The 25,939-nt window shown below is 63.9% G+C and carries 22 protein-coding genes, 1 tRNA gene and 2 rRNA genes; 21 read left to right on the forward strand and 4 right to left on the reverse strand.

Annotation, left to right across the window (positions count from 1 at the left end; translation table 11 throughout):
* Positions 1–409 precede the first annotated feature (409 nt).
* From CUREI_RS05645 to der, 17 genes are all read left to right on the forward strand, one after another.
* Positions 410–3,496: ribosomal RNA gene (locus tag CUREI_RS05645) — 23S ribosomal RNA — on the forward strand.
* A gap of 170 nt (positions 3,497–3,666) precedes the next feature.
* Positions 3,667–3,784: ribosomal RNA gene (gene rrf / locus CUREI_RS05650) — 5S ribosomal RNA — on the forward strand.
* 562 nt (positions 3,785–4,346) lie between these two features.
* Positions 4,347–5,072, forward strand: coding sequence for a tetratricopeptide repeat protein (locus CUREI_RS05660; RefSeq protein ID WP_407919154.1), 726 nt, complete (start codon positions 4,347–4,349; stop codon positions 5,070–5,072).
* Between the two features lie 4 nt (positions 5,073–5,076).
* Positions 5,077–6,060 carry an HAD-IIA family hydrolase gene (locus CUREI_RS05665; protein ID WP_038614057.1) on the forward strand — a complete coding sequence of 328 codons (984 nt, stop codon included), beginning with the start codon at positions 5,077–5,079 and terminating at the stop codon, positions 6,058–6,060.
* Between the two features lie 209 nt (positions 6,061–6,269).
* Positions 6,270–7,094, forward strand: a complete 825-nt coding sequence (locus CUREI_RS05675; protein WP_038611437.1) for a TlyA family RNA methyltransferase — start codon at positions 6,270–6,272, stop codon at positions 7,092–7,094.
* Positions 7,095–8,015, forward strand: coding sequence for an NAD kinase (locus CUREI_RS05680; RefSeq protein WP_038611440.1), 921 nt, complete (start codon positions 7,095–7,097; stop codon positions 8,013–8,015). It begins immediately after the preceding gene.
* 27 nt (positions 8,016–8,042) lie between these two features.
* Positions 8,043–9,770: a DNA repair protein RecN gene (gene recN, locus CUREI_RS05685; RefSeq protein ID WP_038611443.1), complete on the forward strand. Its 1,728-nt coding sequence runs from the start codon at positions 8,043–8,045 to the stop codon at positions 9,768–9,770.
* Positions 9,771–9,822: 52 nt separating this feature from the next.
* The gene (gene steA, locus CUREI_RS05690; RefSeq protein WP_051952399.1) at positions 9,823–11,064 is read left to right on the forward strand and encodes a putative cytokinetic ring protein SteA; all 1,242 of its coding nucleotides are present in this window, start codon (positions 9,823–9,825) and stop codon (positions 11,062–11,064) included.
* Between the two features lie 12 nt (positions 11,065–11,076).
* Complete coding sequence (locus CUREI_RS05695) at positions 11,077–11,925, forward strand: copper transporter (RefSeq protein WP_051952229.1); 849 nt, start codon at positions 11,077–11,079, stop codon at positions 11,923–11,925.
* A gap of 20 nt (positions 11,926–11,945) precedes the next feature.
* Complete coding sequence (locus CUREI_RS05700) at positions 11,946–12,593, forward strand: NUDIX domain-containing protein (RefSeq protein ID WP_038611449.1); 648 nt, start codon at positions 11,946–11,948, stop codon at positions 12,591–12,593.
* 3 nt (positions 12,594–12,596) lie between these two features.
* Positions 12,597–13,517 carry a site-specific tyrosine recombinase XerD gene (gene xerD, locus CUREI_RS05705; protein ID WP_038611452.1) on the forward strand — a complete coding sequence of 307 codons (921 nt, stop codon included), beginning with the start codon at positions 12,597–12,599 and terminating at the stop codon, positions 13,515–13,517.
* A 187-nt stretch (positions 13,518–13,704) separates the two neighbouring features.
* Positions 13,705–14,574 carry a ParA family protein gene (locus CUREI_RS05710; RefSeq protein WP_038611455.1) on the forward strand — a complete coding sequence of 290 codons (870 nt, stop codon included), beginning with the start codon at positions 13,705–13,707 and terminating at the stop codon, positions 14,572–14,574.
* A complete protein-coding gene (locus tag CUREI_RS05715; RefSeq protein ID WP_038611458.1) occupies positions 14,574–15,395 on the forward strand; it encodes a segregation and condensation protein A in 822 nt (273 codons plus the stop codon). The genes CUREI_RS05710 and CUREI_RS05715 overlap by 1 nt, the downstream gene beginning before the upstream one ends.
* Before the next feature lie 36 nt (positions 15,396–15,431).
* Entirely contained in the window at positions 15,432–16,028 is a 597-nt protein-coding gene (gene scpB / locus CUREI_RS05720) for an SMC-Scp complex subunit ScpB (protein WP_038611461.1), read from the forward strand.
* Positions 16,029–16,039: 11 nt separating this feature from the next.
* Positions 16,040–16,969: a pseudouridine synthase gene (locus CUREI_RS05725; RefSeq protein ID WP_038611464.1), complete on the forward strand. Its 930-nt coding sequence runs from the start codon at positions 16,040–16,042 to the stop codon at positions 16,967–16,969.
* Positions 16,969–17,670 (forward strand): (d)CMP kinase, encoded by a 702-nt coding sequence (gene cmk, locus CUREI_RS05730; protein ID WP_038611467.1) that lies wholly within the window; start codon positions 16,969–16,971, stop codon positions 17,668–17,670. Before CUREI_RS05725 ends, cmk begins: the two co-directional genes overlap by 1 nt.
* Positions 17,667–19,298 carry a ribosome biogenesis GTPase Der gene (gene der, locus CUREI_RS05735; RefSeq protein WP_038611469.1) on the forward strand — a complete coding sequence of 544 codons (1,632 nt, stop codon included), beginning with the start codon at positions 17,667–17,669 and terminating at the stop codon, positions 19,296–19,298. Before cmk ends, der begins: the two co-directional genes overlap by 4 nt.
* 25 nt (positions 19,299–19,323) lie before the next feature.
* On the opposite strand, the gene CUREI_RS05740 is transcribed toward der, so the two are convergent.
* Positions 19,324–20,103: a class I SAM-dependent methyltransferase gene (locus CUREI_RS05740; RefSeq protein ID WP_038611472.1), complete on the reverse strand. Its 780-nt coding sequence runs from the start codon at positions 20,101–20,103 to the stop codon at positions 19,324–19,326.
* Between the two features lie 113 nt (positions 20,104–20,216).
* Between CUREI_RS05740 and CUREI_RS05745 the strand changes: the two genes are divergently transcribed.
* The 4 genes from CUREI_RS05745 (at position 20,217) to CUREI_RS05760 (ending at position 23,948) form a co-directional block, all read left to right on the forward strand.
* Positions 20,217–21,062, forward strand: coding sequence for an alpha/beta hydrolase family esterase (locus tag CUREI_RS05745; RefSeq protein ID WP_051952230.1), 846 nt, complete (start codon positions 20,217–20,219; stop codon positions 21,060–21,062).
* A 34-nt stretch (positions 21,063–21,096) separates the two neighbouring features.
* A complete protein-coding gene (locus CUREI_RS05750) occupies positions 21,097–22,059 on the forward strand; it encodes a diacylglycerol/lipid kinase family protein (RefSeq protein WP_051952231.1) in 963 nt (320 codons plus the stop codon).
* Positions 22,060–22,108: 49 nt separating this feature from the next.
* Complete coding sequence (locus tag CUREI_RS05755; RefSeq protein WP_038611473.1) at positions 22,109–22,645, forward strand: gamma carbonic anhydrase family protein; 537 nt, start codon at positions 22,109–22,111, stop codon at positions 22,643–22,645.
* 127 nt (positions 22,646–22,772) lie between these two features.
* Entirely contained in the window at positions 22,773–23,948 is a 1,176-nt protein-coding gene (locus tag CUREI_RS05760; protein ID WP_038611475.1) for a zinc-dependent alcohol dehydrogenase, read from the forward strand.
* 185 nt (positions 23,949–24,133) lie between these two features.
* Here the strand turns inward: CUREI_RS05760 and CUREI_RS05765 are convergent.
* The 3 genes from CUREI_RS05765 to CUREI_RS05775 all read right to left on the reverse strand — a co-directional run bounded on the left by CUREI_RS05765 (position 24,134) and on the right by CUREI_RS05775 (position 25,919).
* A tRNA-Pro gene (locus tag CUREI_RS05765) sits at positions 24,134–24,210 on the reverse strand.
* Positions 24,211–24,291: 81 nt separating this feature from the next.
* The gene (locus CUREI_RS05770) at positions 24,292–24,633 is read right to left on the reverse strand and encodes a YchJ family protein (RefSeq protein ID WP_236627157.1); all 342 of its coding nucleotides are present in this window, start codon (positions 24,631–24,633) and stop codon (positions 24,292–24,294) included.
* 59 nt (positions 24,634–24,692) lie between these two features.
* Positions 24,693–25,919, reverse strand: coding sequence for a bifunctional alpha/beta hydrolase/OsmC family protein (locus tag CUREI_RS05775; protein WP_051952233.1), 1,227 nt, complete (start codon positions 25,917–25,919; stop codon positions 24,693–24,695).
* Positions 25,920–25,939: the final 20 nt, after the last annotated feature.

The following is a 25,939-nucleotide window of genomic DNA, read 5'->3' on the forward strand; positions in this document are numbered from 1 at the left end:
AGGAGTTTTTTTSTGGCTCACAGTTGTGGGCTTTTTTGTGTGGTTGATGTCGCCGAGTGTGCGACTGCCATGAAATATGTTGTGCCGGGTGGACGCACACCTAGTGGTGGTTGGTTGCTTGATCTGGATGGTCAGGTGGCGTACTGCTTAYTGGTGGGTTGTKTGCTGTGTGGTGCTGTGGGTGGGTGATGCGCACCTGTTGCGTGACAGAAGGTTTGTAAGCATTGGTGCACTGTTGGGTGTCTGGGGCAGCACAGGTTTGTGTGTCCTTGTTGGGCCCYTKKYGTGRGCYGGCGGCGGTTGTTTGCTGGTTTGTGTGGGGGTTGTGTTGTGTGAGAACTGTATAGTGGACGCGAGTATCTTTCTTTTTTGTGTTTTGGTGTTATTTACCTTGATTGTTTGTGTGTCCGTGTGTTTTGTTACGGGCGTATGGTGGATGCCTTGGCATGCTGAGCCGATGAAGGACGTGTGAGGCTGCGTTATGCCTCGGGGAGTTGCCAACAAAGCGTTGATCCGAGGATGTCCGAATGGGGAAACCCAGCACCGGTTGTGTGGTGTTACCCGCAGGTGAATTCATAGTCTGTGTGGGGGTTGACGCGGGGAAGTGAAACATCTCAGTACCCGTAGGAGAAGAAAACAATTTGTGATTCCGTGTGTAGTGGCGAGCGATAGCGGATGAGGCTAAACCGTGTGCGTGTRAGACCTGGCAGGGGTTGCGTGTGCGGTGTTGTGGGGTGTGTGCGTGTGCAGGCTGCCACCTGCAGGCATGATTCGCGCGTGTCAGTGGAAGCATCTGGGATGGTGCGCCGGAGAGGGTGATGAGTCCCGTACGTGAAGGCATGTGTGGTTGTGTGGTGCATGTCCCCGAGTAGCAGCGGGCTCGTGGAATCTGCTGTGAATCTGCCGGGACCACCCGGTAAGCCTAAATACTCAGTGTGACCGATAGTGGATTTAAGTACCGTGAGGGAATGGTGAAAAGTACCCCGGGAGGGGAGTGAAAGAGTTCCTGAAACCATGCGCTTACAATCCGTCAGAGCACCGTTWWGTGTGTGATGGCGTGCCTTTTGAAGAATGAGCCTGCGAGTCAGCGGCATGTCGCGAGGTTAACCCGTTTGTGGGGTAGTCGTAGCGAAAGCGAATCCGAATAGGGTGTTTTTAGTGGCATGTCCTGGACCCGAAGCGGGGTGATCTACCCATGGCCAGTGTGAAGCAGCTGTAAGAGGTTGTGGAGGCGCGAACCCACTTAGGTTGAAAACTGAGGGGATGAGCTGTGGGTAGGGGTGAAAGGCCAATCAAACTCCGTGATAGCTGGTTCTCCCCGAAATGCATTTAGGTGCAGCGTGATGTGAGCTTGCCGGAGGTAGAGCTACTGGTTGGTTGAGCGGGACTATCATCTTAGCGACGTCAGCCAAACTCCGAATGCCGGTGAAGTGGTGCATTGCAGTGAGACTGTGGGGGATAAGCTTCATAGTCGAGAGGGAAACAGCCCAGATCGCCGGTTAAGGCCCCTAAGGGTGTGCTAAGTGGAAAAGGATGTGGGATCGCGAAGACAGCCAGGAGGTTGGCTTAGAAGCAGCCATCCTTGAAAGAGTGCGTAATAGCTCACTGGTCGAGTGGTTTCGCGCCGACAATGTAGTGGGGCTCAAGCACACCGCCGAAGCCGCGGCAAGCCTTTTTGGCTTGGGTAGGGGAGCGTCGTGTGTGGGGTGAAGCCGTACTGTAAGGAGCGGTGGACTGCATGCGAGTGAGAATGCAGGCATGAGTAACGAATGGCAAGTGAGAATCTTGCCCGCCGGATGACTAAGGGTTCCTGGGTCAAGTTCGTCTTCCCAGGGTGAGTCGGGTCCTAAGGCGAGGCCGACAGGCGTAGTCGATGGTTAACGGGTTGATATTCCCGTACCCGTATATGCGCGCCCAGTATCGAAGCGGTGATACTAACCACCCTGATCTGCTGACGTTGATCACTCTTTGAGTGGTTGGTTGGTGGTGATGCGTGGGGCCTGATCCGTTGTAGGTCAGTGATGGGGTGACGCAGTGAGGTAGCCGAGCCGCTTATTGGATTGCGGTGCAAGCGTGTGGCACGACAACATTGGTCAAATCCGGTTGTCWTKTGTGTGAGGCGTGATGCGTAGCCCTTKKGTGGGTGATGTTGGTGATCCTGTACTGCCGAGAAAAGCCTCTAGCGATGTGTGTGTACGGCCCGTACCCATAACCGACACAGGTGGTCAGGTAGAAAATACTAAGGCGAGCGGGTGAACTGTGGTTAAGGAACTCGGCAAAATGCCCCCGTAACTTCGGGAGAAGGGGGACCCATGCTGGTCAAGCATGTTTCGTGTGGTAGCTGGTGTGGGTCGCAGAGAAGAGAGGGGAGCGACTGTTTATCAAAAACACAGGTCCGTGCGAAGACGGTTAAGTTGATGTATACGGACTGACGCCTGCCCGGTGCTGGAAGGTTAAGAGGACCTGTTAGGGCTTTTTGGTCCGAAGCGGAGAATTTAAGCCCCAGTAAACGGCGGTGGTAACTATAACCATCCTAAGGTAGCGAAATTCCTTGTCGGGTAAGTTCCGACCTGCACGAATGGCGTAACGACTCCCCTGCTGTCTCAACCACAGGCCCGGTGAAATTGCAGTACGAGTAAAGATGCTCGTTTCGCGCGGCAGGACGAAAAGACCCCGGGACCTTCACTATAGCTTGGTATTGGCATTCGGTGCGGTTTGTGTAGGATAGGTGGGAGACTTWGAAGCRTGCACGCTAGTGTGTGTGGAGTCGTTGTTGAAATACCACTCTGACCGTAGTGGATATCTAACCTTGGCCCATGATCTGGGTTGGGGACAGTGCCTGGTGGGTAGTTTAACTGGGGCGGTTGCCTCCCAAAATGTAACGGAGGCGCCCAAAGGTTCCCTCAGCCTGGTTGGCAATCAGGTGGGTAGAGTGTAAGTGCACAAGGGAGCTTGACTGCGAGACGTACGTGTCGAGCAGGGACGAAAGTCGGGACTAGTGATCCGGCACCTACTTGTGGATGTGGTGTCGCTCAACGGATAAAAGGTACCCCGGGGATAACAGGCTGATCTTCCCCAAGAGTCCATATCGACGGGATGGTTTGGCACCTCGATGTCGGCTCGTCGCATCCTGGGGCTGGAGTAGGTCCCAAGGGTTGGGCTGTTCGCCCATTAAAGCGGCACGCGAGCTGGGTTCAGAACGTCGTGAGACAGTTCGGTCTCTATCCGCCGCGCGCGTTGAAACTTGAAGAAGGCTGTCCCTAGTACGAGAGGACCGGGACGGACGTACCTCTAGTGTGCCAGTTGTTCCGCCAGGGGCATGGCTGGTTGGCTACGTACGGGAGGGATAACCGCTGAAAGCATCTAAGCGGGAAGCCTGTTTTGAGATGAGGTTTCGTTTGAGGTTCCCAGGAGACGACTGGGTTGATAGGCCGGATCTGGAAGCGTAGTAATGCGTGGAGGTGACTGGTACTAATGAGCCGATAAACACCAACACACGACGTGTTGGTAGGTAACACCGCGTATGAAACACGATGAAATGTTCTCGCGTCCACTGTGCAGTCGCTGACACAGCACACCACCCACCGCTTGTGGTGGTGGGTTGGCTGACAGTGTGAAGTGCATATGTTCGCTGCGTGTCAGTGTCGTGCATGCCCCTGTGGGTGTGTCGGTGGTTGATGGCGGCGGGGAAACGCCCGGTCCCTTTCCGAACCCGGAAGCTAAGCCCGCCCGCGCTGATGGTACTGCTCCCGGGAGGGAGTGGGAGAGTAGGTTACCGCCGACGCGTTAAAACTTGATATGTTGTGGCACCCGCCACCACACCTGTTGCTCCTGTTTGGGGATCTGGTGTGGTCGGCGGGTGCTTTTGCGTGTGCGGGGGTGGGGGTGTTGTGGGGGTTGGCACCGCGCGTTGTTGACTTGGGGTGCTGCGGGCGGGATTGCCTGTGGTCGTTAACTTCTACATTGGGCCGGAATATCTGGACCGTTGCGTATAGTCCGGCGGGGATATAAAGCGCGCTTCTTGGAGGGTGTGTACGGATACACCCACGGAAGAACAGCGCACCCGACCCGGGGGAGAAACGTGCCCGACTACCGGGCCGTGGCTGTGCTGTTCACGGGGGTTTTCCTATAATGGTCGGGATTGGAAACGGAGGTCCCTGATGGCAGATGTGGACGAAGGAAGAGGGCGAGACCGCTCCTCTCGCGGGAACGCCCGTGGCGGGCGAGGTAACGGCGGCGGCCGGCAGGGTGGCGCTGGTGGCGGCCGCAGGGCTCGCGGTGATCGCCGCGGCCGTGGTCATAGTGGACGTGGGAAGGGCGATGATCGTCGGCAGGGGCGCGGGGGCGTGCGGCACGACCGCTCCAATCCTCGCCGCGAGGGATTCCGCGAGGATCGCATGGCGCAGAAAGAACTCGAGCCGGATCTCCCTCAGGACGTAGAGATCTCCGATTTGGATCCTTCGGTGCTGCAGGATTTGAAGGTGCTGTCGAAGGATAATGCGGAGCGCGTCGCAAAGCATATGCTCATGGCAACTGATCTGCTGTATGACGATCCGCAGCTTGCGCTGCGGCATGCTCGAGCCGCGAAGAATCGCGCCGGCCGTGTCGGTGTCGTGCGCGAGACCAACGGCGTCGTCGCTTACCACGCTGGCGAATGGAAGGAAGCGTTGTCTGAGTTGCGGGCGGCGCGTCGTATCTCCGGCGGGCCGGGTTTGCTCGCGGTGATGGCGGACGCTGAGCGTGGGCTCGGACGTCCTGAGAAGGCGCTGGAGTTGGGCCGGAGCCCTGAAGCCCGCGAGTTGGACAGGGACGGTCAGATTGAGCTTGCGATTGTGCTTGCGGGTGCTCGGCATGATCTGGGGCAGCACGATTCCGCGGTTGCGCAGCTGCAGCGATTGAACCCGTCCTTGAACTCTCAGGGGTTTGCTCAAGCTCGACTGAGCTACGCGTACGCTGATGCGCTGCTTGCTACCGGGAAGAAGGATGAGGCCAAGCGCTGGTTCGAGCACGCGGCGGAGATCGATGTAGAAGGCATGACCGATGCCGCTGACCGAGTGGCGGAGCTGGGCTAGATCTATGGAGCTCGCCAAAAACGTTGACGGCCTGCTGCTGGATTTGGATGGGACGGTCTGGTCAGGAGGAAAGGCCATCCCTTCTGCTGTGGAGGCAATCCAGGCGGCCGGGGTGCCCGCGGCGTATGTGACCAACAACGCCTCACGGAGCGCCGCCGACGTAGCGGAGATGTTGCGGGCTATCGGGCTGCCGGCTTCTGAGGACGACGTGCTGACCTCCGCTATGGCGGCGGTGCGGCTAGCGGAGCGATACGTGTCGCCCGGGGACTCGGTGTACGTGGTCGGCGCGGAATCGCTGCGTGCATTAGTTGTCGCCGCGGGTTTCACTCTTGCAGGCAGCGCCGACGACAACCCGAAAGTCGTCCTTCACGGCCACAACCCTGAGACGGGGTGGCGCGAGCTTTCAGAGGCCGCGCTCAGCTTGCAACGTGGGGCGAAATACTTAGCGACCAACCTTGATTCGTCGCTGCCAATGGAACGCGGCTTGATGGTTGGCAATGGCGCAATGGTTGCGGCGGTGACAGCAGCAACTGGCGTGACCCCTGAGGCGGCCGGCAAGCCGGAACCAGCGATGTTTAAGCAGGCAGCGCACGACCGCGGGTGGGTACGCCCTCTTGCGGTTGGGGACAGGCTGGATACTGATATCGCTGGCGGGGTCGCCGCAGGCATGCCTACCCTGCACGTGCTCACTGGCGTCTCTGGGCCGTACGCGCTCATTCAGGCGCCGCCGGCGCACCGGCCCACGTACATAGCCGAGGACATGCGGGCGTTGCTCCAGACTGCGGAGGATCTTCGGCCAGGTGCCCGGGACGGCTTCCGCGCACGCATTGACGGCTCCGCGCTTGTCATCGACGGAGGAGGGCCGGGTGCGACGGGCGTAGGAGCCCTGCGCACGGCGCTCGACGTGGCGTGGCAGTCGAACGAGGCACCCGCCGAAGTACGGGCCGAGTCGCCAGCGGCGGAAGCGGCAATCGCGGAGTGGTGGTGAGCCCCTTGGCCCCCACACCGATTCCCCGCGATCCCCGTGCGGTACGTGTTACCGCCGGGGAGGTGTCGGACCGAATTGCGGCCATCCTCGCTGAGCCGGCCGCTGATCTCGCAGCCGAAGCGGACGCGTTGGCACGCGCCCACGCCGTCCTGCGTGAGGCCCTGAACGACAATTAGTTGCGCCAAGAACACGAAAGGGGGCGCACCGCCGTGGCACCAAAACGCACCCGGCTTGACGCCGAGCTAGTTCGCAGGAAGATCGCGCGGTCGCGCGAGCAAGCGCAAACATGGATCAAGGAAGGGCGCGTCCAAGTCAGTGGCTTCACCGCCACCAAGCCTGCAACCGTGGTGGAGCCGGAGGCCTCCATCAAGGTAAATACCGAGGACGTGGACGATTGGGCCTCGCGCGGAGCCCACAAGCTGCTCGGCGCATTGGACGTGTTCGAACGTGGCGGCCTAGTCGTGAAGGGGCGCAAAGCCCTCGACGCCGGCGCATCGACGGGGGGCTTCACCGACGTCTTGCTCCGCGCGGGCGCGAACGAGGTGGTGGCTGTCGACGTGGGCTACGGGCAGTTGGTGTGGAGGCTGCAAAACGACGATCGGGTGCGTGTCCTGGATCGCACCAACATCCGGAACCTCACGCCCGAGATGATGGGCGGCCCCGCCGAGCTCATGGTCGGCGACCTGTCGTTCATTTCCTTGAAGCTGGTTCTGCCCGCCCTGGTCGAGTGCATGGTGGATGGCGCGGACATGTTGCCCATGGTCAAACCGCAGTTTGAGGTGGGCAAGGATCGCCTCGGCAGCGGGGGGGTGGTGCGCTCGTCTGCGCTGCGTGCCGAGGTCACCTTGGACGTCGCGAAGTACGCGCAATCGCTGAACTTGTCCGTGCGGGGGGTCACAGCATCGCCTCTGCCGGGACCGAGCGGTAACGTGGAGTACTTCTTGTGGCTGGTCAAAGACGGTGGCGAGCAGCAGCTCGACGACGCGGCGTTGGCCGAGCTCGTCGACCGCGCGATCAAGGAAGGACCAAAATAGATGGCCGAGGCGACGCACCGGGAGATCTTGCTGGTCCCGCACCTGTTTAGGGCGTCTAACATCCATTCCGCGGCGCGCGCGGCGGAGATGCTGCAGGACGCGGGCATCACGGTTCGGTTGCTCGAACAGGAGCAAATGGAGGCCATCGAGACAAATCCGGTGCTGTGCGGGTTGACCCGTGCAGTGGCAGATGACGATGCTGCCGCGGGCTGCGAGTTGGTGTTGGTGCTCGGTGGCGACGGCACGTTCTTGCGCGCTGCTAGTTACGCACACGCCCAAAACATTCCGGTGCTGGGCATCAACCTGGGGCACGTCGGGTTCTTGGCAGAGGGCGAAGCCTCGAGCCTGGAGAAAGTCGTGGGTCAGGTCATCGACCGGTCCTACCGCGTGGTTGACCGCATGACGCTCGACGTAGCTGTCATCGGCGACGGAGGCGAGGTGCTCGGGCGCAGCTGGGCGCTGAATGAGTGCAGCATTGAAAATTCGGACCGCTCGCGGGTGCTGGATGCGACGCTTGAGGTGGATTTCCGCCCAGCATCCTCGTTCGGCTGCGACGGCGTGCTTATTTCCACGCCTACCGGCTCCACGGCATACGCGTTTTCCGCTGGTGGTCCCATCATGTGGCCGCAGCTTGATGCGATCTTGGTGGTGCCAAACAACGCTCACGCGCTGTTTGCCAAGCCGCTTGTGGTGGCGCCGACGTCCACCGTGGCGGTGGAGTCCGAGCGGCAGACAACGCAGGCGACAGCGGTAATGGACGGGCAACGCCGTATGACCGTTCCGGCCGGCTCCCGCGTTGAAGTCGCGCGCGGCACGCGTCCGGTGCGCTGGGTACGCTTGGACGACAGGCCGTTCACCGACAGACTGGTGGACAAGTTCCAACTCCCGGTTTCCGGGTGGCGCGGCCCGCGTGGCGCGTAAGCGCGTGTAACTACAGGAAGGCACTTCTTGCTCGCTGAAATCGCTATTTCCAACCTGGGCGTGATTAGCCACGCATCGGCTGAATTGTCTCCGGGGTTAACGGTGCTCACCGGCGAAACCGGCGCAGGTAAGACAATGGTGGTGACGGGCTTGCGTCTGCTCACCGGTGGGCGAGCGGACGCCTCGAGGGTGCGCACCGGCTCCGACGGCGCAGTAGTGGAAGGAGCGTTTAGCACTGGGGGCCTGCCAGAGGACGCGGTGGGCGCCGTCCGCGACATCGCGACGGCCGCGGGGGCTGATGCCGATGAAAACGGCGAATACTTGGTCTCCCGCTCGGTGAAAACGTCGGGACGATCGAGCGCGCACCTGGGCGGGCGGAAAGTCCCAGCGGCGACGCTTGGCGAGCTTGCCAGCCACCTGCTCACTATCCACGGCCAAAACGATCAGCTGCGGCTCATGGCACCGGAACAGCAGCTGGCCGCACTCGACCGCTTCGACCCGGCCATCCCGGCCAAGCTTCGCCGCTACCGTGATGCCTACACCGACTGGCGCGCCGCGGCGAAAGACCTGAAGGAGCGCACGGAAAAGCGCCTCGAACTCGCGCAGGAGGTAGACCGTTTGCAGTTTGCCTTGCAAGAGATCGACGCGGTCTCGCCCCAGGCAGGCGAGGACGACGAGCTTGTGGCCACGATCAATCGCCTGCAGGACGTCGATGCGTTGCGCGAGGCGGCGGAGACGGCGCTTGTGGCCATCGACGGCGCGGACGCAGTCGGCGGCGTCGGCGGGGAGGAGGAGCCGGCATCGGATCTGATCGGCCGGGCCCAGCAAGCGCTCGAAGCCGCGAGCGACCAGGACCTCCGGGATCTTGGCGCCCGGCTGGGCGAAGTCGCCGGGGTGCTCTCCGATGTCTCGGCGGAGCTGGGCAGCTACACGGGCAGCCTGCCCTCTGATCCCGAGGAGTTGGAGCGGCTGCTGCAGCGCCAGCAGGAAATCAAGGCGTTGACACGCAAGTATGCCCCGGATGCGGCCGGCGTGGTGGCGTGGCGCGACAAGGCGCAGGCGCGGCTGGCCAAGATTGATACGTCCGAAGGTGCCGTCGAGAAGCTCAAGGCAAAGGTGGCCGAACTCGAGCGGGAGATGCAGCGCCGCGCCGTGGAGTTGACGAAGGCCCGGCAGAAAGCGGCGGAAAGGTTCGGCGCGGCGGTGACCGAGGAGTTGCACGGTTTAGCAATGCCGAAGGCGCAACTTCGGGTCCAGGTTTCGCAGGCGCCCTATGGGCGCGACGGCGCGGATGCAGTCGAGATCCTGCTCGCTCCGAACACTGCGCTGGAACCAAAGCCGTTGGCCACCAGCGCGTCCGGGGGCGAGCTTTCCCGCGTCATGCTGGCGCTCGAGGTCATTTTGTCCGCGTCCTCCAGCGGTGCGACGCTGGTGTTCGACGAGGTGGATGCGGGCGTCGGCGGGCGCGCCGCGGTTGAAATCGGGCGCCGTCTTGCGCGACTGGCTGACGGCAACCAAGTCATTGTGGTGACGCACCTGCCGCAGGTAGCGGCCTATGCCGATACGCACCTGCATGTGTCTAAAGACGTCGGAGATGAAGCGGTGACATCCGGCGTCGCGGCGCTGCAGCCGGAGGAGCGCATTGAAGAGCTCGCGCGCATGATGGCAGGCATGGACGATTCGGACACCGGCCGTGCCCACGCCGCGGAACTGTTCGAGCGAGCGCAGAGCGAGGTTGCGCAGTTGCGAGGCTGAGGCCCCGCGCGCCTCCACGGTGCGGGCCGGGCACCGTTGCACAATGGTGCGCATGAGTGTTTCACCCTCCCCTGTAGATCCGACGAAGGAACCGCCCGCGGCCGAGCTACGCGGCACTTTGCGCGACTGCACGCCGCAGGGCAGGGGGCTGGGCAAGCTCGGCGAGGGCGACATCGTGTTCGTCGATGCACCTGATATGCAGCGCCGCCTCGCTGAGCAGATCATCGCGAACCGCCCGGCGGCTGTGGTTAACCTCGCGCCGTACTCGACCGGCACGTTGCCAACGTTTGGGCCGCATCTGCTTCTCGACGCCGACGTTCCGCTGTTTGAGGCCGCCGGCACCGAGATGCGCGAGAAGATTCGTGACGGCAAAAAGGTCACCGTGTCGCCGTCGGGCGAGATCACGGTCGGCCGCAAGCCTGCGGGACAAGCGCAGCCGGTGACCCGCGCAGAGGTAGATGCGACGTTCGCCCAAGCCCAGCGCGGGCTGGTGGAAAACATGGAGGCGTATCTCGGCAACACCATCGAGTTCATCCACTCCGAGTCCGCACTGTTGATTGACGGCGTGGGTGCGCCTGAGCTGGGCGAGGTGATGACGGGCCAGAAGGTTGTGGTGGCCTCGCCGACGCCGGATCTCCGCCAGCGGATGGATGAGCTCAAGCACTTCATGCGGGAGTACACCCCTGTGGTCATCGGTGTGGGGTCTGCCGCCGACACGCTGGCAGATATGGGGTATGCGCCGGACATTATCGTCGGCGACCCGAAAGACGTGGCCGCGGAGAACCTGCGCTCCGATGCCCGCGTGATCTTGCCGGCGGAGCCGGACGGCTACGCGCCCGGGCTGGAGCGCATCCAGGATTTGGGTGTTGGGGCGATGACCTTCCCGGCCGCCACAGATTCCCCGACCGATCTGGCCATTTTGCTCGCCACATTCCACGACGCCGAAACGATCGTCACGGTTGGGCAGCCGGTTGAGCTTGACCGTATATTCGCGGATTCGGCCACTTCCGCCGGAACAGTAGGTACCCCGGCGACGGAGCCCGCTGCGCTCCTTGCGCGCTTGAAGGCAGGGCGCAGAATTGTGGATTCGACGGTGATTGCCAACCTGTACACGGCGGAGTCTGGCTCGGGGGTCGCGTGGGCCTGGGCGATCCTCGGCGTGTTGGTCGCAGTCGCAACTGCGATTCTGATCGCGGGTCTGGGCGGCGACGGCACCTTCGCTGGCAACCTCGCAGACACCTGGGATGCCATTGCGAAGACCGTGCGCGGCTGGTTCGACGGACTGGGTAGCTAGGAGGAACAGCAAATGGCAAGGACACGGGGCAGGGTCGGTCTTATCGTCGCGGGCTTGTGCTGGGGTTCGGCACTCGGCCTTGCGCTCGGTGCACTGGTGCTCGCGCCAGCCATGCCTGGGTCTGTGGATCTGGGCATTTCGGATTCCGAAGCTGGCACCAGCGACGATGCGCAACGCGACGACTCCGACCGTGCAGCAGCTCAGATTGAGGCGGATGCGGCGAACACATTGCTCGCCCAGGAATCCGCCACCATCGTTTCGGGGGCGCTGCAGGATGTGCCTGTGACCATCGTGCGCACCGCAGCGGCAGACGATGAGGACGTAGAAGCCGTGCGGTGGCTGCTCAACGCGGCGGGTGCAGCGGATTCCGGCACCATTACTCTGACGGAGCGCTTTACCGACCAAGCCAGCGCGGACGAGCTCTCAAGCATTGTGGCGAACACGTTGCCCGCCGGGGCGCAGCTCTCGGTGCAGGAACGGTCCCCGGGCACCCACGCGGGGGAGTCGCTCGCGGCGGCGCTGTTCAGCGGCGGTGCCGCCGAGAAGCCCAAGGCACAAGACGAGGAGCGCGCGCTGGTCTTGGAAACGCTGCGGAGCGCGCAGTTTATCGAGTACAGCGGCGCAATCGCCCCGGCGGCCGCGATTGTGATCGTGGACGGGCCCTCCCGCGGCGGCGATTTTGGCGCGAACGTCTTGGGCGACTTCGCGCGGGCCCTCTCCGCCAGCGGCTCGACTGTGCTGGCCAGCCAGGATGTCGACCCAGAGCCCCTCGACAGCGTGAACGTCGTCGGCGCGGTGGACCGCGAGGTAGGGCGCATTCAATCCGTGCTCGCGGCAGCGCGTGCCAAGTCCGCCGGCTGACACCCGTAGGGTGGGGGGCCATGAGCCACGAATTCACCGTTACGGAATCTGAAGTGCTGCTTGAAGCGCCAATCATCGCGGTGCGCCGAGACCAGGTGGTTATGCCCGGGGGTGCCACCGCAGCGCGCGAGATTGTGGAGCACTTCGGTGCCGTCGCCGTCGTAGCTATCGACGACAAGGGCCGGGTAGCGATGGTCGAGCAGTACCGGCACAGCATCGGCCAGCGCCTGCTCGAGCTGCCCGCCGGCCTGCTGGACATCCACGCCGAGGATGAGCTGGAATGCGCAAAGCGGGAGCTCCAAGAAGAAGCCGGTCTCGCCGCGGAGGAGTGGGGAGTGCTGGTGGATCTGGTGACATCCCCGGGTTTCGCGGAGGAAGCCGTGCGTGTGTTTATCGCCCGGGGTCTGCGCGAGGTGGATAGGCCCGAGGCTGAGGACGAAGAGGCGGACATGCGGCTTTCGTGGGTAGGTATCGACGACGCCACTGGAAAGGCGCTCGCCGGCGAGATCACCAACTCGATCGCCGTCTCCGGCATTCTCGCCGCTGCACACCTGTTGGCCAGCGGGGCGTCACCGCGAAGTGTCGACGAGCCGTTCCGTTTCCGCCCTGCATCACTCGCGAACCGGAGGTCGGCCCAAGGCATCGTGCCGGATATGAAGCGGATTTAGCCCGTGGACGCACAGTCGCTTGCGCAGCGGTGGCTCACCCACCTTGCCGTGGAGCGGGGTGTCTCTCCCCACACGCTGAGTAATTACACCCGAGACGTCCGCAGGTACACCGACTGGCTCGCCGCCGCGGGCAAGACGGCCCTTACGGACGTCACGGCGACAGACATTGAGGCGTATGTGGCCGACCTGCGCCGGGGTGTCGATGGGGCGCGGCCGCTGGCGCCTTCATCGGCAGGCCGGGCGCTCACCGTTGCCCGCGGTCTGCACAAGTTCGGGGTCGAGGAAGGCGTGCTCCCAGCGGATGTGGCGGCTGACGTCTCGCCGCCGTCGACAGGCGAGCGGCTCCCCGACACGCTCAGCATCGACGAGGTGGCCGCGCTGCTCGATGCGTGCCCTACCGAAACCCCCTCCGGCCTGCGCGACAAGGCCCTCCTCGAGGCCCTGTATGCCACCGGCGCCCGTGTGTCCGAGGTGCTGGGCCTGAGCGTTGACGATGCGTCTGCGGCCCTAGACCCGGAGTCCGGCGGCGTGTTGACCGTGACCGGCAAAGGCAACAAGCAGCGGCTCGTGCCGCTGGGATCCAAGGCGCGGGATGCGTTGGAAGCGTATTTGGTGCGGGGGCGCCCGGCGTTTGCCAACGGGACCTCGCACGCGCTGCTTCTGAACAAGCGCGGGGGAGCACTGTCGCGTCAGAGCGCGTGGAACGCGATCAAGCTGGCGGCTGCCCGAGCAGGCATTGACAAGGAGGTGTCTCCTCACACCCTGAGGCACTCCTTTGCCACCCACCTCTTAGAAGGTGGCGCGGACGTGAGAAGCGTGCAAGAGTTGCTCGGCCACGCGTCGGTGACCACCACGCAGATCTATACGCACATCACCGCCGAGAACCTGAGGGAGGTGTGGCGTAGCACCCACCCGCGCGCTTAAGTTTGGCGGGCTGTGCAAACGGTCTAAATCAAGGTCGTTTACTTGACAAATCGGACCCCGCGCGGCGCTGGAGCGGGCTCGAAACCGCTTCAACACCGGTACCCCGCGCATGCGGCACGCACGGAATCACAACGTTGTAAGATGGCCTCAGTCAAGGGTTTGGACGTGATTGAGGGAAGGACCAGCCATGGCGGACGAGGCGCTCTTTGACGCTGCGGACCAGAAGACGTTTCTGACCGGTCGGCCGTGGCGCGAATTTGCCCAGCCGGTCGAGCTGGAAAAGCACGGGCCGGCCACGGTGATCTCTATGGTCAACCAAAAAGGCGGGGTGGGAAAGACAACCTCCACAATCAACTTGGGGGCGTGCTTGGCGGAGCAGGGTCGAAAGGTGCTTTTGGTGGACCTTGACCCGCAAGGCGCGCTCTCGGCAGGGTTAGGGGTGTCCTACGAGGACGATCAAGTCACGGTCTACGACCTACTGTTCGATAACACCGCAAGCATCCACGCGGCGATCCACACGACCAACGTTTCCGGTCTCGACGTGGTGCCAGCCAACATCGATCTTTCCGCGGCTGAGATCCAGCTGGTCAACGAGGTCGGCCGCGAACACACGCTTGCCCGCGCATTGCGCCCGGTGCGCAATGAGTACGACTTCATCTTCCTTGACTGCGGCCCTTCGCTCGGTCTTCTCACGGTCAACGCGCTGGCCTGCTCGCAGGGGGTCATCATCCCCATGGAATGCGAGTACTTCTCGCTGCGTGGTCTGGCGCTGCTGACCGATACGGTGGAGAAAGTGCGGGACCGCATCAACTTCGACCTGGACATCGTGGGCATTCTGGTCACGATGTTTGACCGGCGCACCACCCACGCACGCGAAGTGATGGATCGCGTTGTTGAAGTGTTTGGTGAGCGCGTGTTTGACACCGTGATTACCCGCACGGTCCGGTTCCCAGAGACTTCCGTGGCCGGCGAGCCGATCATTACGTGGGCGCCCAGTTCCCAGGGTGCGAAGCAGTACCGCGACCTGGCGCTCGAGGTACTGGAGCGCACCAGCTAGTGGCGGCACCTGAGCCCGAGCAGCCCGCACAGCAGGAGACCCCAGGGTTCACCATCGCCCTGCACAACTTCGAGGGCCCGTTCGACCTACTGCTCAGCCTGATCCAGTCGAAGCAGCTGGACGTGACCGAGGTGGCGCTCGCTGAAGTCACCGACGAATTCATCGCGTACACACGCAAGTTGGGCGAGAGCCAGGCGCTCGACGAGGTGACGGAGTTCCTCGTCGTGGCTTCCACGCTGCTCGACCTGAAAGCCGCGCGCCTGCTCCCAGGCAACGACGGCGACAACATCGAGGACTTGGAGCTTCTGGAAGCCCGTGACCTGCTGTTCGCTCGCCTCCTGCAGTACCGCGCCTACCAGCGCGTGGCGGACCAGTTCACGCAGTGGCAGCAGCACGCCGCGCGGCGCTATCCCCGTGCGGTCTCCATGGAGCCGAGGTTTGCGCAGCTGTTGCCTCCGGTGCAGCTGGGGCACACCCCGGCGAGCTTCGCGGAGTTGGCGGCCAGCGTCTTCCGCCCGCGGCCGCCCGAGGAGGTCCGGACCGACCACCTACACGCGGTTGCAGTCTCCGTTCCTGAACAGGCGGGCAATATGCTTGACACGTTGAAGCGCGCAGGCTCCGGGGCTTGGCTGACATTCCACGCGCTCACTCGCGATTGCACTCGGTCGATGGAGGTGGTGGGCCGCTTCCTCGCGCTGCTCGAGCTCTACAAAGCTCGTGCCGTGGACACGCAGCAGGAGGAAGCATTGGGGCGCCTCGACGTGGCGTGGACCGGCCTTGACGTGGACCCGGCCGTTGTCGCGGCCTCGAATTGGACGTAACCGAGGGCGAGGCCGCAGCCGATACACTGCTTGACCATGGATAGCTTGCCAATGGTCTCCCAGTTGCGCTCGCGCATTGAGTCAGTGTTGTTGGTGCTCGACGCGCCGGTTGCAGCCGACCGGCTGGCCAGCGCGCTCGGTGCCACGTCGGCAGAGGTGTCCGATCAACTGCGGGACATCTCCCGCGAGTTAGACGAGCGCGGGTCCGGCATGGACCTCCGCGAAAACGCCGAGGGCTGGCGTCTGTACACCCGAACGAGCAACGCCGAAGCAGTCGAGGCGGTTCTTCTCGACGGCACCCAGAAGAAGCTGTCGCGTGCGGCGATGGAAACCCTGGCGGTGGTGGCGTATCGCCAGCCGGTGACCCGTGCGCAGGTGGCGGGTGTGCGCGGAGTCAACGTAGATGGCGTCATGCGGACGCTGATGCTTCGCGGACTCATCGCGGAAGTCGACTCGGGCGGGGATGGCCAGGAGGTCGGCGCCGCCGGTGAGCATGGGAGCGGCGAGCACGGGGCGCACCGCTACGTCACCACCGAGCTCTTCCTCGAGCTGCTGGGCATCGACTCACTTGAACGTTTGCCCGAGCTCGCACCCTTGCTTCCGGACATCGATTCCATCGAGGATGCCTGGTAGGCTCCCTGACCATGACACCACCCGCTCGCCGAGATGGCACACCGGAAAAGCGTGGGAAGAACGACACGTTCTACCTTTCCTACGCCAAGCCGGCAAAGAAACAGAATGTCCGCTTGAACAAACGGCGCGAAAACGCCAAAGAAAACGAGCCCAGCCCGTTAGACGACAACTGGTGGGACGACGATCCAGCAGCAGCGAAGGCGGCCGCCGAAGGTGTGCGTTTGCAGAAAGTGCTGGCGCAAGCAGGCGTTGCATCCCGCCGCCACGCAGAGGCCATGATCGAGCAAGGCCGTGTGGAGGTCAACGGGGAAATTGTCACCCGCCAGGGCATGCGCGTGAACCCAAACGTCGACATCATCCGTGTTGACGGCGCCCGCATCAACGTCAACGAGGAGCACGAGTACTTCGCGTTCAACAAACCGCGCGGAGTGCACTCCACGATGAAAGACGAGATGGATCGTGTCTCGGTCGGCTCCTACTTGTCGGAGCGCACCGCCTCGGGGCAGCGCCTGTTCCACGTCGGCCGCCTCGACGCCGATACCGAGGGCCTGCTCTTGCTCACCAACGACGGTGAGATGGCGAACCGTTTGACGCACCCGAAGTACGAGGTTGCCAAGACCTACCTCGCCACCGTCCTGGGGGAGGCCAACAATGCGCTGGTGAAGCAGCTCAAAGAGGGCATTGAGCTTGACGACGGCCCCGCCAAGGTCGACTACGCCCAGGTTGTGGACGTGCACAACGGCCAATCCATCGTCCGCGTTGAGCTGCATGAGGGGCGCAAGCACATTGTGCGCCGGATGCTGAAGCAGGCGGGCTACCCAGTGCAGCGACTGGTCCGCACGAAGTTCCATACGGTGCAGCTCGGGGATATGAAGCCTGGTTCCATACGCGCGTTGAACTCGTCGGAGCTCGCGTCGCTGTACAAGGCGGTGGGGATGTAATGGCCGATCCGGTTGCGAATATGCCCGGCGGGGGGCTCATCGTCGCAGTTGACGGGCCGTCGGGCACTGGCAAGTCGACCATGTGCCGCGCGTTGGCGAAGCGCATGGGCGCGAAGTACGTGGACACCGGCGCGATGTACCGCGTCGCTACCTTGGCGGTGCTGCGCGCTGGTGTTGACCCAGCGGACACCGCCAGAGTGATCGAGGCTACGGCTGACCTGCCCTTGGCGGTCTCGGATGATCCAGACTCCACCCAGGTGCTCCTCGGCGGCGAGGATGTGAAAGACGAGATCCGGGGGCGGGAAGTGACCCGCCACGTCTCTGCCGTCTCCGCCATCCCGGAGGTTCGGGTGAACCTGGTTGATCTGCAGCGCAAGCTCGCACGTGAAGCTGGGAGGGCAATTGTGGAGGGCCGCGACATTGGCACAGTTGTCCTCCCTGATGCGCCGGCGAAGATTTTTATGACGGCGAGCGCTGAGGTGCGCGCCCAGCGCCGCTACAACCAAGACATCGCGGCTGGGCGCGACGCAGACTTTGACGCAGTATTGGCGGATGTCCAGCGCCGCGACGAGGCCGACTCTTCCCGCGCGGCAAGCCCCCTGCGGCCGGCGGAGGACGCGGTGCTGGTGGACACCTCGGAACTGACCCCCGATGAGGTGCTTAAGGCACTCACCGAGGTCGTGGAAAGGAGCGCGCGATGAGCGAGCAGACGAACAACGGCGGCAACCTGGAGCCGGAGACCGAGTTTATTCAACCCGGCATCGACCACTCTGGCTACACAGATTCCGACGCATACGTCGTGGGCGCGGACAGCGCGGAATACTACGAGAACTCCGACTTCGACGCCGAAGATGACCTCCACGACTTCGAGGACGCTGATTTTGATGCGTCCGAGTTCGGTGAGGCGGATTACGGCGAGGACTTCAAGAGCGACGACGAGCTGACCGAAGAGGAATGGGCGGCGCTTGAGGCCGAGTACGGTGTCGCGCAGCCCGACGTGGTGACTGAAGCGCTGCCCACCGTCTCTATCGTGGGCCGCCCCAACGTGGGTAAGTCGTCGTTGGTCAACCGGTTTATTGGCCGCCGCGAAGCTGTTGTGGAGGACCACCCGGGCGTTACCCGCGACCGTGTCAGCTACATCACCGACTGGGGTGGCCGCCGCTTCTGGGTGCAGGACACCGGCGGCTGGGATCCGGACGCAAAGGGTATCCACGCGGCCATTGCCCGCCAGGCCGAGGCCGCGATGGCAACGTCCGATGTCATTGTGATGGTGGTCGACGCGAAAACGAGTGTCACCGAGACAGACGCCGTCATGGCCCGCAATCTGCAGCGGTCCGAGGTCCCGGTGATCTTGGTGGCGAACAAGTTCGAATCCGAAAGCCAGTGGGGCGACGTGGCCGAGTTCTACTCGCTCGGCCTGGGCGATCCCTGGCCGGTTTCCGCCCTGCACGGCCGCGGCGGTGCAGACGTGCTGTATGAGATTCTGCGCCTGTTCCCGGACGAGCCGCGTGTGAAGGAATCCGTTACCGGCGGTCCGCGCCGCGTCGCACTTGTGGGCCGGCCGAACGTGGGGAAGTCCAGTTTGCTGAACAAGCTGACTAAGTCCGACCGCTCCGTCGTGGACAACGTTGCGGGCACGACCGTGGACCCGGTGGACGAGTTGGTCCAGCTGGACGAGAACCTCTGGACCTTCATTGACACCGCCGGCCTGCGCAAGAAGGTGAAAAACGCCCAGGGCCACGAGTACTACGCGTCGCTGCGCACCCGTGGAACGATCGAGGCGGCCGAGGTGTGCGTGGTGCTCATCGACGCCTCCGAGGAGATCTCCGAGCAGGATCAGCGAGTGATCTCCATGGTGCTGGAGGCGGGTAAAGCCATGGTCATCTGCTTTAACAAGTGGGACCTCATGGACGAGGACCGCCGCTACGACTTCGACCGCGAATTCGACGAAACCATGGGCCAGTTGAAGTGGGTGACCAAGCTCAACATCTCCGCCGACACCGGCCGCGGTCTGCACCGCTTGGAGCCGGCGATGAAGGAGGCGCTAGAGAACTGGGACAAGCGCATCTCTACCGGCCAGCTGAACAACTGGCTGCGCGAGGCCATCGCCGCGAATCCGCCGCCGATGAAGAACAACCGCCTGCCGAAGCTACTGTTCGCCACCATGGCCAGCACGCGCCCGCCCACAATTGTGCTGTTCACCACCGGGTTCTTGGACGCGGGTTACCGCCGGTACTTGGAGCGAAAGTTCCGGGAGCAATTCGGCTACCACGGCACGCCCGTCCGCATCGCCGTGCGGGTGCGTGAGCGGCGAGGCAAGCGGGGCTGAGGCCACGCGGCAGCGCCGTGCCGACTTAGCGCGCGTAGACAAACGCGTCGGTGCGGTACGGCAGCGGGACGGCGTCGCCGTGGTCGAAGCCGAGGCGGTCGTAGAGGTACCAGGATAGGTTTGCTTCCATTTTCGCTCGGGTTCGGGCATTCGCTTTGAGCCAGTACGAGCGCGTGGCCATGAGGCTGAAGCAATCTTCCACGGCGATGGGGTGGAGCCACTCGTGGCGCAGCTCCCTCTCAAGGCGCCAAGGACCGTCCACCGTGGGGTAGAAACCTTCACGTTGCACGTCGCCGGAGTGCATGATGCGGCTGAGACGAAGCACCCAGGGGTGGCGCACGGCGAGGGTGTTCCAGCACAGTACGAGGCGGCCGCCTGGGCGGATCACCCGATGTGCTTCGGCGCTGGCGGCGGCGCTGTCTACCCAGTGCCACGATTGTGCGCACGTGACTGCGTCGACAGCATTGTCAGCGAGACCCGTGGCCTCGGCGGTTGCCCGCCACACAGGCACGGAGGGCAACACGGAACGGAAGACTCGGACCATGTCGGCGCTGGGGTCGCAGGCGTAGACGTCGCGTGAGCCGTCGATAAGCAACTGCGTGAATTTGCCCGTGCCAGCGCCGACGTCGCAGACGGTGCCGCCGCCGACTAATTCTGCGAGGGCTGCAGGGTACGTCGGACGCGCTGCGTCGTAGCGGGCGGCGTCGCGGGTGAACGCCTGCGCTGCACCGCTTCGATGCGAGGGGTCTTTGAACGATGGTTCGGCTTTCCGGCTCGGACCCGGCTGTGTTCCGCTCGCGTGCACGATGGATTAATCTACCTTCCGTGTTTTCGCGTCCCCTCATTCGCACAGCTACAGCTGCTGGGCTGGCTGCGATTAGCCTCATCGCAGGCGGGTGCGCTGAAGGGGGCTCCGCAATGCGTCCGTCGACCACTACGATGCCGCAACAACCGGTGGACAGCGTTCGCGAGGTAGAGCCCTGGGCGGATCCCGGGGTGGAGCAGCGCCAGATCACCTCTGCCGGCATGAAGCGCGAGTTCCTCCTGTCCGTTCCCAAGGGGGCTCACCAACGTGAGCGGTTGCCGTTGATCCTGGCGTTTCACGGCTACAAGGAGGACGCGCGGCAGTTACGGCAGCACTCGCAGCTGGAGAAGGCCGATGCCGTGGTCGCCTTCCTGGACGGGGTGGACAACGCTTGGGCGCCCGCGCCGTACGCAACCTCGACGGGGGAGCAAGACCTAGCCTTTGTGGACGATGTGGTCGCGCAGCTGGAGGGCGAGTTCTCCATCGACACAGCGCGCGTGTTCGCTGCCGGATTCTCTAACGGCGGCGGGTTTGCGGCGTTTGTGGGGTGCCAGCGCCCGCAGGAGTTCACCGGTGTGGCCACCGTGTCCGGAGCGTTTTACCAGCGGGTTTCGGAGGGTTGCTCGCAGATCCCCATGAAGCACATTGACTTCCACGGCACGGCTGACCCGGTCATCTCCTACGACGGGGGAGAGCGGCACGAGACGGTGTATGACTCAACCCACGCCATGTTGGAGGAGGCGGCTGTGCGCAACCATTGTGCGCGGAAGGAGGAAGCCAGGCTCTCGGACTCGGTCGTCGAAGCTAGGTGGGACGACTGCGACGCAGCACTGGCGCATTACCGCATCGACGGCGGCCCGCACGTCTGGCCTGGAGGTACCGCCGATACCTCAGGACTCGTTTCCAACGGGTTTGCCACCCGAACCCTGTTGGACTTCTTCGGCGTGGGGATTTCGTAGCGCCCCACGCCTAGCATGCGGTTACCATGAGCTGGTGAGAGTCGCCCGTTCCAAGCACGTCACTGTGGTGTATAACCCGGTAAAGGTCGACCTCGGCCGCTTGCGTCGTGCCGTGGAGCGCAGCGTCTGGCCCGGCGCGAAAGTCACCTGGTTTGCGACTTCCACGGAGGACCCCGGTTACGCGCAAGCCTCGCGCGCGCTCGAAGAAGGCGCCGATCTGATTGTCGCTGCCGGCGGCGACGGCACAGTGCGCATGGTGGCGCTCGCGGTGTCTGGGTCGCAGGTGCCAATGGCGATTGTGCCTGCGGGCACCGGCAACATGCTGGCGCGTAACCTCGGCATTCCGCTGGCGCTTGAACCTGCCGTGCGTCGCGCGTTTAGCGGGCAGGGACGCGTGACCGATCTCTGCCGCGCGGAGCTTACCTACCCGGACGGTTGCACGGAGCAGTCCGGGTTCGCGGTCATGGCCGGCGTGGGTGTGGACGCCGGCATGATCCACCGCACCCGAGAAAGCCTCAAGGCGGCGGTGGGCCCGCTTGCGTACGTTCCCGCCGTGTTCCAGTCGCTTGGCGGCGGCAACAGCGTGCGCGTGAGCATCACGCTTGACGACGCCCATCCGGTCACCACCGACCTGCACACGTGCATCTGTCGAAACTTCAGCGAGTTGGTCGGCCACATCCCGCTCCTGCCGGATGCGCGTCCCGACGACGGCTTACTCAACGCCGTGATCCTCCGTGCGGAAGATGCGGCGGACTGGGCTGGCATCGGTGGGAAACTCGTGCTCGACACCGTCAGGGGTGGTGTGCGCGCACTGGCTTCAGGCGGCGGCGCGGACGGAGCGTCGCCGTCGCCACGGACCATGCAGTACATAGACGGTAGGTCGCTGGCTCTCGAGTTCGCAGAGCCGGAAGAGCTGGAACTCGACGGCGACGCCGCTGGCGCGGTCACCGCCGTGCGCTTCGAAGTCGATCCGGGTGCTTTCCGAGTGGTGTGTTAGGCCCGCGCGCCCGCGGCCGGGGGACGGGGAGAAGGCGCACAATGGCTGCATGATCTACAGCTTTGAAGGGCACACACCGAAGGTTCACCCCTCCGCGTTCATCTCGGACGCCGCCACCATCATCGGGAATGTGAGGATTGGCGAGGACGCGAATATCTGGCCCGGAGCAGTGCTCCGCGGCGATATCGGCGCCATCCGCATCGGCGACCGCGCCAGCGTTCAAGACGGCACCGTCATCCACGTCGACACTGACGGCCACACTGTGCTTGAAGACGACGTCACCGTCGGCCACTTGGCCATGGTGCACGGCTGCCACATCGAGCCGGGATGTCTGATCGGGATGAACGCGACGGTGCTGTCGAAATCCCGCATCGGCACCGGCAGCATCGTCGGCGGCGGGGCAGTAGTGCTGGAAGGGCAAAAGATACCCGCGTTTTCCCTCGCAGCAGGAGTGCCCGCACACGTGAAACGCACGCTGGAGCCCGAGACGTACGAGGCGCGCCTGAAGCACGCGGCCTACTACGTGGAGCTTGGCAGGCGCGCCGCCAGCGGGTTGGTGCCGGTGGATCGGGCAGAGGCGCAGTAGACACCGGGGACAGCCCGACGCATTGCTGCTGTTTTATGTAACGTCGGCTACACGGAACCCCACAATATGGCGCGCCCTACCCAGTCGGGATTACTCTCGGCCGAACCCTAACTTTGAGAGGTTTCCAATGAAAGCCCTGACCTGGCAAGCGAAACGCACCGTGACCGTCGAGGAAGTTCCCGACCCGAAGATCATCGAACCCACCGACGCCATTATCCGCGTCACTTCCTCCGCTATCTGCGGTTCCGACCTCCACCTTTACGAGGTCCTCGTGCCCTTCATGGACAAGGGCGACGTTATCGGGCACGAGCCGATGGGCATCGTCGAGGAGGTAGGCTCCGCGGTCACCAACCTCAAGCCCGGCGACCGCGTCGTCATCCCCTTCACCGTCGCCTGCGGGCACTGCTACATGTGCGAGCGAGGCTTGCAGTCTCAGTGTGAGACCACGCAGGTCCGTGAGTACAACAGCGGAGCCACCCTGTTCGGCTACTCGCGCCTCTACGGCTCGCTGCCTGGAGGCCAGGCCGAGTACCTGCGCGTCCCTCACGCCGATTACGGCCCCGTGAAGGTTCCCAGCGTCGGCGAGGACGAGCGCTTCCTGTTCCTCTCCGATGTCCTGCCCACCGCCTGGCAGGGCGTTAAGTACGCCAACGTCCCTGAGGGCGGCACCCTCGCGGTGCTCGGGCTCGGCCCGATTGGGCAAATGGCCGCCCGTATTGGGGCCCACCTGGGCTACCGCGTCATCGGCGTCGACCCCGTCGCAGAGCGGCGCGCCATGGCAGCCCGCCACGGTATCGAGGTCCTCGAGGGTGGCGAAGGGGTTGTGGAGGAGCTGCGTGAGCGTACCGACGGCCGCGGTCCCGATTCCGTCGTCGACGCGGTCGGCATGGAAGCCCACGGCTCTCCCGTCGCTGGCACCGCGCAGGCTGCCGTTGGCATGCTGCCGTCTTCGCTCGCCCGCACTGCCATGGAAACGGCCGGTGTGGACCGTCTCAGCGCGCTCTACTCCGCAATTGATGCCGTTCGACGCGGCGGGACGATCTCCCTCAGCGGCGTCTACGGCGGCATGAAGGACCCCATGCCGATGCTGACGCTCTTTGACAAGCAGGTGCAGATGCGGATGGGCCAGTGCAACGTGCAGCACTGGACCGACGACCTCCTTCCGCTGGTCGACGATCCGTCGGATCCGCTCGGCGTGCTGGACCTGAAGACCCACACTGCGCCGCTCGACAACGCCCCAGAGATGTACGAGAAGTTCCAGAAGAAGCAGGACGGCTGCATCAAGGTCGTGCTCAAGCCGTAACGGCAGATAGCGGAGCGCCGCGGCGTTTCCCCAACCCGCAAGAGCGGGATTTCCTGGCCCCAGGCGAAACAACTCGCCTGGGGCCATTTTCGTGTGTGGACACGTGCCTGCATGCACCTCAAGCAAAAGGAATCGGCCCTCTGGCCAGCACATGCCAACCGAAGAGCCGAAACCCCTTCAAAACGTGGTCGGACTGACAGGATTTGAACCTGCGACCCCCACACCCCCAGTGTGGTGCGCTACCAAACTGCGCCACAGCCCGATCCGCTACCGCTAGGCACAGGGCCTCATCGGCAACTCCGGAGATATTACAGCACTGTCATACGCGGCCAAAACCGGCAGGTCACCGGACGCTACCGTCGACGTAGACCCAGGAGCCGGCGCGGCGCTCGAACCGGGAGCGCTCGCGCATGGCGCCGCCGGGGTAGTGGGCCGCGAACTCTACCGTGCCCTCAGCGTCGAATGGCCCGCCGCCAGAGGTGGATACCACCTGCAGCCGTGTAAAGGGCTCGCCAGCAGGGTTGACTTGGAGGTCGGCTGGGCGCGTCTCGTCGGCCCAGGTGCGCGCGACGTAGGCACCGTCGCCAAGCACGTAGGCGCTGTAGCGCGACCGCATCAGCGCCTCAGCGGTAGGGGCGGAGGAGACGCCGCTGATGAAGCGGCCGCAGCACGCCTCGTACGGCATGCCCTGACCGCAGGGGCAGAGTCCCTGAGCGATACCCCGCTGGCCTTGCGGCGCGGCCGTCATTTGGCCAAACGCTCCCCACGACGCAATGCGTTCTGCCGGCGGCGGCGCTCCAGCGAGGCGGTCTCCACCGTGGTGGCGATGTCGCCCTTGTCCACGTAGCCGTCCACGGTGGACGCGGCGCCGGCAGCGCGCAGGGTCTCCACCTGGGCATCCGTCAGGTCGCCGTAGAGCGTGATCAGTCGGGTGAAGGTGCCGTCGCCGTTGTGGGTGACTTCCACGCGGACGTCGTCAAGCGGCATGCGCTTTGCGGCCTCGCGTACCGCTTGCGAACAGCTGACCGCGAGGGCGGACATGTACAGGCCAGTGGACGTGACACCCTGGCCTTTGCCACCGGTGTTCTTGGAGCGGTCGGTGGTAATCGCGACGTCGGAGGTGCGCACGACGTCGCCGTACTTGGTGCCGCGCGCGGAGTAAGACACAGCGTTGGTGTCAGAGGTCTTTTCGGGAACAAACAGCGGCTGGATGTACTGCACCGCCCAGGAACCGATGATGTCCGCGGCCCGCTGCGCGGTGCCCTGCCGGGTGAGCAGGTGGTCCGCCTTGTCTAGAGCCATCAGCGACTTCGGGTAACGGGTGAGGGAGAAGATGTTCTGGGCGTTGTCGATGCCGACGGTGACGTCGATAGGCGAGTGCACGAGCAGCAGCGGCTTGCGCAGTTTGGGCAGGTACTCCTCCGGGTTGGTGTCCGCGAGGTCCTCTAAGAACTCGCGGGAGATGATCAGCTCGCGCCCGCCGAGCACCACGGGAACGGAGCCGTTGGCGTCCGCCTCTCCGATCGCGTTGGCGTAGTGCAACACGGAGTGTGCCGGGTCGAACGGCGCGCCCACGGTGGCCACGGCCTTGACCATCTTCTTCAGCTCGGGCCGAGTGGCGGCCTTGAGCGCCGCTGCGCCGCCGAGGGAGTGGCCCATGAGCAGCTGCGGGGCCTTGTAATTGGCCTCCAGCCACTGGGCGGCCGCGACAATATCGTCCACGTTCTCGGAGAACGAGGTGTCCTTGAATTCGCCCTCGGACTGGCCAAGGCCCGGGAAGTCGAAGCGCAGGGTGGCGATGCCGTGCTGCGTCAGCTGCTTCGAAATGCGCGATGCGCCGGGGGTGTGGCGGGATCCGGCAAAGCAATGGGCAAAGATTGCGTAAGCCTGGGCGGGGCCGTCCGGGCGGTCGATGGTGCCGGCCATCATGTAGCCCTTCGACGACGGGACTTTCACATTCGTAGACAGCATGGTTAGCCGTATCCTCCTGC

Origin of the sequence: Corynebacterium ureicelerivorans (genome assembly GCF_000747315.1) — a bacterium.
Lineage (GTDB): Bacteria > Actinomycetota > Actinomycetes > Mycobacteriales > Mycobacteriaceae > Corynebacterium > Corynebacterium mucifaciens.

Coding starts and splice junctions, on each gene's coding strand:
- CUREI_RS05665 (WP_038614057.1), top strand. CDS start 5,077: ATGGAGCTCGCCAAAAACGTTGACGGCCTGCTGCTGGATTTGGATGGG.
- CUREI_RS05680 (WP_038611440.1), top strand. CDS start 7,095: ATGGCCGAGGCGACGCACCGGGAGATCTTGCTGGTCCCGCACCTGTTT.
- steA (WP_051952399.1), top strand. CDS start 9,823: ATGAGTGTTTCACCCTCCCCTGTAGATCCGACGAAGGAACCGCCCGCG.
- CUREI_RS05695 (WP_051952229.1), top strand. CDS start 11,077: ATGGCAAGGACACGGGGCAGGGTCGGTCTTATCGTCGCGGGCTTGTGC.
- CUREI_RS05700 (WP_038611449.1), top strand. CDS start 11,946: ATGAGCCACGAATTCACCGTTACGGAATCTGAAGTGCTGCTTGAAGCG.
- CUREI_RS05710 (WP_038611455.1), top strand. CDS start 13,705: ATGGCGGACGAGGCGCTCTTTGACGCTGCGGACCAGAAGACGTTTCTG.
- scpB (WP_038611461.1), top strand. CDS start 15,432: ATGGATAGCTTGCCAATGGTCTCCCAGTTGCGCTCGCGCATTGAGTCA.
- CUREI_RS05725 (WP_038611464.1), top strand. CDS start 16,040: ATGACACCACCCGCTCGCCGAGATGGCACACCGGAAAAGCGTGGGAAG.
- cmk (WP_038611467.1), top strand. CDS start 16,969: ATGGCCGATCCGGTTGCGAATATGCCCGGCGGGGGGCTCATCGTCGCA.
- der (WP_038611469.1), top strand. CDS start 17,667: ATGAGCGAGCAGACGAACAACGGCGGCAACCTGGAGCCGGAGACCGAG.
- CUREI_RS05745 (WP_051952230.1), top strand. CDS start 20,217: ATGCGTCCGTCGACCACTACGATGCCGCAACAACCGGTGGACAGCGTT.
- CUREI_RS05755 (WP_038611473.1), top strand. CDS start 22,109: ATGATCTACAGCTTTGAAGGGCACACACCGAAGGTTCACCCCTCCGCG.
- CUREI_RS05760 (WP_038611475.1), top strand. CDS start 22,773: ATGAAAGCCCTGACCTGGCAAGCGAAACGCACCGTGACCGTCGAGGAA.
- CUREI_RS05770 (WP_236627157.1), bottom strand. CDS start 24,633: ATGCCGTACGAGGCGTGCTGCGGCCGCTTCATCAGCGGCGTCTCCTCC.
- CUREI_RS05775 (WP_051952233.1), bottom strand. CDS start 25,919: ATGCTGTCTACGAATGTGAAAGTCCCGTCGTCGAAGGGCTACATGATG.